The organism is Bacteroides cellulosilyticus DSM 14838, from assembly GCF_000158035.1.
GTDB lineage: Bacteria > Bacteroidota > Bacteroidia > Bacteroidales > Bacteroidaceae > Bacteroides > Bacteroides cellulosilyticus.
The window spans coordinates 201,743-209,744 of sequence record NZ_EQ973491.1; the positions used below are offsets into that span (position 1 = coordinate 201,743).

The 8,002-nt window shown below is 43.7% G+C and carries 7 protein-coding genes; 3 read left to right on the forward strand and 4 right to left on the reverse strand.

Annotation, left to right across the window (positions count from 1 at the left end):
- Positions 1-113: 113 nt before the first annotated feature.
- Together BACCELL_RS13105 and BACCELL_RS13110 are read left to right on the forward strand one after the other, a co-directional pair.
- A complete protein-coding gene (locus BACCELL_RS13105; protein WP_007212300.1) occupies positions 114-527 on the forward strand; it encodes a hypothetical protein in 414 nt (137 codons plus the stop codon).
- Between the two features lie 99 nt (positions 528-626).
- A complete protein-coding gene (locus BACCELL_RS13110) occupies positions 627-3,548 on the forward strand; it encodes a TonB-dependent receptor (RefSeq protein WP_007212302.1) in 2,922 nt (973 codons plus the stop codon).
- A 78-nt stretch (positions 3,549-3,626) separates the two neighbouring features.
- Here the strand turns inward: BACCELL_RS13110 and BACCELL_RS13115 are convergent, their stop codons facing one another.
- A complete protein-coding gene (locus BACCELL_RS13115; RefSeq protein ID WP_007212303.1) occupies positions 3,627-4,397 on the reverse strand; it encodes an outer membrane beta-barrel protein in 771 nt (256 codons plus the stop codon).
- Positions 4,398-4,508: 111 nt separating this feature from the next.
- On the opposite strand from BACCELL_RS13115, the gene cls reads away from it, so the two are divergent.
- The gene (gene cls / locus BACCELL_RS13120; RefSeq protein WP_007212304.1) at positions 4,509-5,948 is read left to right on the forward strand and encodes a cardiolipin synthase; all 1,440 of its coding nucleotides are present in this window, start codon (positions 4,509-4,511) and stop codon (positions 5,946-5,948) included.
- A 12-nt stretch (positions 5,949-5,960) separates the two neighbouring features.
- Here cls and rsmD read toward each other — a convergent pair whose 3' ends face one another.
- From rsmD to BACCELL_RS13135, 3 genes are read right to left on the reverse strand one after another with little or no spacing between them, the layout of a single operon-like run.
- Positions 5,961-6,500, reverse strand: a complete 540-nt coding sequence (gene rsmD, locus BACCELL_RS13125) for a 16S rRNA (guanine(966)-N(2))-methyltransferase RsmD (protein WP_007212305.1) — start codon at positions 6,498-6,500, stop codon at positions 5,961-5,963.
- Positions 6,491-7,270: a DUF3822 family protein gene (locus BACCELL_RS13130; RefSeq protein WP_007212306.1), complete on the reverse strand. Its 780-nt coding sequence runs from the start codon at positions 7,268-7,270 to the stop codon at positions 6,491-6,493. Before BACCELL_RS13130 ends, rsmD begins: the two co-directional genes overlap by 10 nt.
- 20 nt (positions 7,271-7,290) lie before the next feature.
- Complete coding sequence (locus BACCELL_RS13135) at positions 7,291-7,977, reverse strand: hypothetical protein (RefSeq protein ID WP_007212307.1); 687 nt, start codon at positions 7,975-7,977, stop codon at positions 7,291-7,293.
- Positions 7,978-8,002: the final 25 nt, after the last annotated feature.

The following is an 8,002-nucleotide window of genomic DNA, read 5'->3' on the forward strand; positions in this document are numbered from 1 at the left end:
TTTGGCAATAAAACGTTATCTTTGCCCATCGATTTTTGATGGGCTGGCATGATGCTTCTGCCATCTGCCCCCCACAATCTATAATTTAATAATTAGTAATTCATAATTTTGAAATGAGAGCATTACTACCGGTTTATTGTCGTCTATTAGGATATTTTGTGATAGCTTTGGCACTGTTTCTTCCGTTCCTGATGCTGATGCTAGGGAAAATGACGGATTCCAACCTCTTGTTTTATAAAGAATGCTCTAAGCTGCTGATGATGCTTGGCGCATTGATGATTCTGTTTGCCTACACCAAGAACGAGAATAAGGAAACCGAGCAGGTCCGTAATACGGCTACACGTAATGCTATGTTCCTGACAGTATTATTCATCTTTGGCGGTATGCTCTATCGCCTGGCGAAGGGAGACATCATGAGCGTGGATACTTCCTCTTTTTTGATCTTTCTGATACTGAATGTTCTTTGCCTGGAATTTGGTATAAAGAAAGCGGCAGTTGATAGGTTGTTTAAGCGAGATCGTCGATAATTAGAACATTTTATTTAAACCTCATTAAACTTTTCCATTGAAAGCTTGTCAAATGAAACAGTATAAAAACAGACATTTTGTTTCATAAAAAACAGGCGCATGAAAAAAGTAATCATCGGAACAGTGTTATTGCTGACAACCACACTTTCCGCTTTCTCACAGACTAAGAACATTACCGTAGCGGGGCGTGTCATCGAGGATGACACGAAAGAGCCCGCAGTACAAGCCACAGTACAGTTACTTTCGTTACCGGACAGTGCATTTGCGGCGGGTATCGCCACTACAGCGCAGGGATATTTCACTCTGCCCAAAGTGCAGGCCGGGAAATATGTATTGAAAGTTTCCTATATCGGCTTCCAACCTACAGTGCTTCCTTTGCAACTGTCGGCTCAAAATCCCAATAAGAATGTAGGTACGCTGGCTCTGAAGACGGATGCCGTGATGCTGGCAGAAGCGGTGATTACCGCAGAAGCTCCGCAGGTACAGGTAGTGGAAGATACGTTAATGTACAATTCCAGTGCTTACCGCACACCGGAAGGGGCCATGCTAGAAGAGCTGGTGAAGAAACTCCCCGGTGCCGAAATTGATGATGACGGTAACGTGAAAATCAATGGTAAGGAGTTGAAAAAGATCATGGTAGATGGAAAGGAATTCTTTGGTGGAGACGTGAAAACGGGCTTGAAGAACTTACCGGTGGAGATGATCGATAAGTTGAAGACGTATGACAAGCAGTCGGACCTGGCACGTATCACGGGTATTGATGACGGTGAGGAAGAGACCGTACTTGACTTGACGGTGAAGAAAGGTATGAACCGTGGATGGTTTGGTAATGCGGATGCAGCCGTGGGTACTGAAGACCGCTACGCAGCCCGTTTAAATGTAAATCATTTTGTGGATAAGACACAGGTAACCGTTATTGGTTCTACCAATAACGTGAACAACCAGGGCTTTTCAGGTGGTGGAGGTGGACCCCGCTGGCGTCGTAACAATGGTTTGAATGCGCCTAAAGAATTGGGTATCAGTTTTGCCACAGAGAATAAGAAGATAGAACTGGGAGGAAGTGCCCAATATAATTATAATGACGCTGATATCTCTAATATCAACTCGTCCGAGCGCTTCTTGCAGAATGGTAATTCATATTCCAATTCCAACTCAGTCAACCGGAACAAGAATTCTACATTCAGAGCCGATTTCCGTATGGAGTGGAAGCCGGATTCAATGACGAATATCATTTTCCGCCCGAACTTCTCTTATGGTAAGACGGATAATGCTTCGAGCTCATTGTCGGGAACTTTTGATGCAGACCCATTCAGTCTGGTTGCCAATCCGAACGATTATCTTGATTTTGATAAAATAATTGCCGGGGACCCGTTGAAGGATATCCGTGTAAATGCTACGAACAGCGGGACACTTTCCGACAGCAAGAGCATTTCGACAGATGCGACTTTACAAATTAACCGTAAGCTGAATGATAAAGGACGTAACATTACATTCCGCGGACGCTTCGGTTACGGTGATAATGACAATAATCAGTATACGGAATCTACGACACGTTATTATCAGATTCCTACGAACCCGGACTCTACTTTGGTTCGTAATCAGTATATCACTACTCCGACCAATAACTATAATTATAGTGCACAAATTACGTATAGCGAACCTATTGCACGGGCCACTTTCTTGCAATTCAGCTATCAGTTCCAGTATAAATACAGCGAGAGTGACAAGACGACTTATGATTTGTATCAGATTAATCCGGAGTGGGGAATTGGCGAACCGTTGCCTACCGGTTACGAGAACCATGCAGTGGATAGCTTAGGTAAATATGCCGAATATAGATACTATAATCATGATGCATCCGTATCGTTGCGTTTCATTCGTGAAAAGTATCAGTTGAGTGCAGGTATGTCTTTCCAACCACAGAGTTCCAAGCTTTCTTATAAGAAAGGAAATTATATGATCGATACGACGCGTTCCGTGTTCAATTTTGCTCCGAATGTCGATTTCCGTTATCGCTTCTCCAAGGTAAGCCAGTTGCGCTTTAACTATCGCGGACGTACCGGTCAGCCGAGTATGGAAAACCTGTTGCCGATTGTGGATAACTCCAATCCGTTGAATATCCGTGTCGGTAACCCGGGCTTGAAGCCTTCTTTCACGCACTCTATGCGTTTGTTCTACAATACGTATAATGCGGAACTTCAACGGGGTATCATGACGCATGCCAGCTTCTCGGCTACGCAGAACAGCATCAGTAACAGTACCGAATACAATGAACAGACCGGTGGACGAACCACGACGCCGAAAAATATTAATGGTAATTGGAGTGCTTTCGGTATGTTTGGATTCAATACGGCACTGAAGAATAAGAAGTATACCATCAATTCATTCTCTAATATTAATTATCAGAATAATGTGGCGTATCTGTACAATCAGGAAACTAAAGTTGATGATAAGAATACGACAACGGGCTTGACGCTGAGTGAACGTTTGAACGGTGCCTACCGCAATGATTGGTTCGAATTCGGGTTGAATGGCTCTATCTCTTACACTGCCGAGCGTAACAAACTGCGTCCGGACAATAACCAGGAACCTTATACTTTCTCTTATGGTGCCAATACCCAGTTGATGGCTCCCTGGAACATGACTTTCACTACCAATATCGCCAATCAGAGCCGTCGTGGTTATACGGATTCAAGTATGAACCGTAATGAGCTGATCTGGAATGCACAACTCTCGCAGACTTTCCTGAAAGGTGCGGCAACGATAAGTTTTGAAATGTACGATATTCTGAAACAACAAAGTAACATTAGCCGTTCATTGACGGCAGATGGTCGTTCGGTTTCGGAATACAATGGTGTTAACAGCTACTGTATGGTGCACTTTATCTATCGCCTGAATATCTTTGGTAACAAGGCTGCCCGTGAGAAGATGGGTAGAGGTGGATTTGGTGGCCCTGGTGGTCCTGGCGGTCATGGCGGACCTGGTGGACGTCCCGGTGGATTTGGCGGACGCCGTTTTTAAAGTAAACTGACCAGTTATTATTATAAGTTTCCCCTTCCATTCGCTTTCGCTGAAAGAGATGAAAGGGGATTCTGTTTTTTAGCGTTTCCCTGCGTTGAAGCAAAAGCCTACATGAAATTCTATTCCTATGTTGTGGGGGGAAACAAGTGTCTGGTCTTCTTGGAAGGAATATTTGAAGAGATCTTTGGGAAACTCCTTATCAATGGGAAGAAGGCCATATTCGGCACCGATACCGGCAAAAAGACATTTGTACTTGAAGTCTACTCCAAGACTTAAACCGATGTCAAGGCATTTCAAACCTTCGTTTTTATCGAATGTCTTATGCGTTGCTTCACCATTTACCAATGTAGCGCCATTACCTTCACTGGGCGTGATAAAGTCATCATCATCAAATCTTTCATTAGTGGCAAGCACCCAGTTCAATTTACTTTTTCCACCAATTCCCAAAGAGATATACGGACCACCACTGAATTGCAACCCACAGTTATTATTCAAAGGCAGATATGCGGCTACTTTGATGGGAACTTGTAAATAGATTCCATTGATTTTTGAATCGATTCCTAATCCCATATAGATTTGCTTGCCTGTTTCCGTAATACCCAAAGCGGTTACTGCTTCATCAATAGAGTAGCTTCTGTTTAGTAGCTGTAGTCCGGTCTGCATGGACCAAGTTTTGTCAATAGGGAATTCTACGCTGACTCCGAAACGGTACCCAAAGTTAGCATTGTAATTTTCATTCTTGGTGATGCCGGTCAATCCGGTTCCACCTTGTACACTGATTTTTACTTGCGAATGACAGATAGTAGTTGACAAGCCCAGCACGAGGGCGATTAAAAGATGTTTTTTCATATTTCATAGTATTAGTGTGTAATTACGCAAATATATGTAAATACTTTAAAGACAATCTCTTTTTTCTTATAAAAAAATAGGAATTCTTTTATTTTCTCTATATTTGCTTTTGTGATTGACTGGAACTATATACTAAACCAAGTAGCTACCGTCGCCTTTGATATTATTTACTTTGGCGCTATCATCGGAACAATTGTTGTCATCATTCTCGACAATCGTAATCCGGTGAAGACATTGGCATGGATATTGGTATTGATGTTTCTGCCTGTTGTGGGACTGGTCTTTTACTTCTTTTTCGGGCGTAGCCGGAGGCGCGAGCGAATAATAGAGCAGAAGATTTATAACCGTCTGTTGAATAAACCGATGGTGGAATACCTGGCGCAGGATGCCACTACCTTGCCTATAGCTTATAGCCGGCTCATTTCTTTATTTCGCAATACAACCCAGGCGTTTCCTTTTGACGGCAACCGTGTAGAGACTTATACCAGCGGTGCTTCCATGTTGCAATCCCTGTTGCGGGAACTGGCTAAAGCCCGGCAACATATCCATATTGAATTTTATATTTTTGAGGATGATGCCATCGGGCGAATGGTGCGGGATGTACTGATAGAGAAAGTACGGGCGGGCGTTGAAGTACGTGTCATCTATGACGATGTAGGATGCTGGCATGTGCCCAACCGTTTCTATGATGAAATGCGTTCGGCAGGTATCGAGGTACGCAGCTTTCTGAAAGTACGTTTCCCCCTGTTCACCAGCAAAGTGAACTATCGCAACCACCGTAAGATTGTTGTGATTGACGGACGAATCGGTTTTGTGGGTGGGATGAATCTGGCAGAACGCTATATGCGTGGGTTCTCATGGGGGATTTGGCGCGATACGCATCTTTTATTGGAAGGCAAAGCCGTGCATGGCTTGCAGACCGCTTTCTTGCTCGACTGGTATTTTGTAGACCGTACTTTGATCAGTGCCTCCCGTTATTTTCCGAAGATGGAGGCGTCGGGTAATTCGTTAGTACAGATTGTGACGAGTGATCCTATCGGTCCCTGGAAAGAAATTATGCAAGGATTGAGTATGGCAATTTCCGGTGCGAAGAAATATTTCTATATACAGACCCCTTACTTCTTGCCTACAGAACAGATACTGGCTGCTATGCAAACGGCCGCATTGGCAGGAGTTGATGTTCGACTGATGCTGCCCTTGCGTGCGGATAATCGCCTTACGAATTTAGGTTCTTGTTCCTATTTGGCGGATGTATTGCAGGCTGGTGTGAAAGTTTATTTTTATAAGATAGGTTTTCTGCACTCCAAACTGATGGTGTCGGATGATGAACTTACTACTGTTGGCTCTACCAATGTGGACTTCCGCAGCTTCGAGCATAATTTTGAGGTGAACGCTTTTATTTATGATACTGAAACTGCACTGCAAATGCGTGAAATCTTTCTTCAGGATCAACGCGAGTGTGTACAGGTCTTTCTTAAAAACTGGGTGAAGCGTCCCTGGTGGCGGAAAGCTGCCGAGAGTGTGGTGCGACTGATGGCACCGCTGCTTTAATTGAGGTAAAGGTTACTTTAGCCGGAAGAAGGAGAAGTTCACACTGCCATATACCCGTCTCTCTACAAAGTTCGGATGATCTTCGAAGTTATCTTTCTTTCCATGTTCCAATACAAGCAAGCCTTCCTCTTTCAAGAGGTTGTTTTCGAAGATAAGATTAGGAATGGTTTCCAATCCCTGCAATTCGTACGGAGGATCGGCAAAGATAAAATCGAACTGTTCACGTCCTCCTTTGATGAATTTGAATACATCGCCACGGATAGGGATACATTTGTCAGTCTTTACCTCTTGCATTATCTTGCAGATGAAAGCATGGTGGTCCCGATCTTTTTCAACGCTGATTACGCGGTCGCAACCCCGTGATACCAGTTCGATGCTGATGCTGCCGGTTCCTGCAAAGAGATCGAGTGCGGATACTCCGTCCTCAAAATCCAGATAATTGGCAAGTACATTGAACAGATTCTCTTTGGCAAAATCCGTTGTGGGACGTGCCTTGAAAGTACGGGGCACGTCAAATCTTCTTCTTTTATATATTCCGCTGATTACTCGCATGTGGTTATTGCTTGTAGGTCGAGGTTAGTGACAGGGTTCATGATGAATACCTGCCGGATAAATTTTCGTAGTTCGCTGAGCAAAGCTTCTTTGTCGGACAATTCACCGGTGAGGTGCATTTCGTCACGTTCCTGTTCAAAGCCGAGTTGCTTCCATATATATAATAGGTAATAGATGCGGTCCGCTGTCTGTTTACATTCAAAGGAGTTGGCAAGCAACAGGTGATTGCGGTCGTAGCAATACAGGTCGGCGGCATCTTTCCGCAGATGCACGTACATTTTCCGACTGTTGCCCAGGCGGCTTTTGCTGGAGAAATGTTCGATGAACGAGCTTGCCTGCGAATAAAATCTTACATCGGGATATTGTTCGCACAGGAAAGAACGGGCACTCTTGTCCATACTGAACAATACTACGGCATTATTTTTTCGCAGAATGTTGTATTGCACAATTTCGTTTTCCCGCTTCGGGTGGTTATGATAAAAAAGTGTTTCCGTCTGTTCGTCTTCAAAGAACTCCAGTGGCACGAGGGTAAAGCGTTTGTCCGCCATGAGTATATTTACCCGGCGATAAGGGTGTTTAAGCCATTCTATTTCACGGAAAGTCTGTTTAAGATTGGCTGTGAGGGAGAGTGATTCTTCTACTTTCCGGTCAAAGAAAGAGAGCTCGCCTTCACCCAGAGGGTTGAATACAGAAAAAGAAAATCCATCCGCACTGAGGCGGATGGATAACGTATATTGTTCCGATTTACTAAAGTCAATCGTTTCTATCATACAGTGTTGCGGATAGGGAATTATTCCCAGTTACCTGCATTATTGTTAGCAGTTTCCAAGCTACCGATCATCAGACCGCAGTATTTACCCAACTTAGTCTGTACGTCTTTCATGTTAGCAATTTCTTGCTTGTCCAGACCACCCAGGTAAGTTTCATACGGAGTCTTAACTTCGAGCAGACAGAAAGGAGCACCGGATTTAGCTGTATCGTTCTTGATAGCCATTTCGAATTGTGCGCCGCCACCGTAAGGAACATATCTCATAGAATCGGGATTGAAACCTTTTGGGAAAATAGTATCCAATACTGCAACCCACATTGTGTCACGCTTGAAGTTTTCCAAGCCTGCTTTCTTTACCTCGTCGTATTTACCTGTTTTCTTAGCTTTGTTGATGATAGCAATAGCTTTCTTTTCTGTCATACCGTCTTCCAACTGCTTGTCATTCAATTCACCTTCTTTGTAGATGAAAGGCAACTTCTGGTTTTTAACAAAGTAGATCAAAGTGTCGAAACTTGCCGTGTACTGTTGGTGGTTCAAGTTACGATACTCCTGCTGTGCTTTACGGATGTCCATTAAGCGGGCAATAACTGCCTTCTCTCTGTGCTTTCTAGCCTTTTCGAAATTAATAGGACCCATAATGCTAGCATAGCAGATGTAGATCAGTACCACTGCACACAAGCCTAAAACGATATTAAATACTGTTTTCATGATAAATATGTTTTTTAGTTGTTAT

Coding starts and splice junctions, on each gene's coding strand:
- BACCELL_RS13105 (WP_007212300.1), top strand. CDS start 114: ATGAGAGCATTACTACCGGTTTATTGTCGTCTATTAGGATATTTTGTG.
- BACCELL_RS13110 (WP_007212302.1), top strand. CDS start 627: ATGAAAAAAGTAATCATCGGAACAGTGTTATTGCTGACAACCACACTT.
- BACCELL_RS13115 (WP_007212303.1), bottom strand. CDS start 4,397: ATGAAAAAACATCTTTTAATCGCCCTCGTGCTGGGCTTGTCAACTACT.
- rsmD (WP_007212305.1), bottom strand. CDS start 6,500: ATGCGAGTAATCAGCGGAATATATAAAAGAAGAAGATTTGACGTGCCC.
- BACCELL_RS13130 (WP_007212306.1), bottom strand. CDS start 7,270: ATGATAGAAACGATTGACTTTAGTAAATCGGAACAATATACGTTATCC.
- BACCELL_RS13135 (WP_007212307.1), bottom strand. CDS start 7,977: ATGAAAACAGTATTTAATATCGTTTTAGGCTTGTGTGCAGTGGTACTG.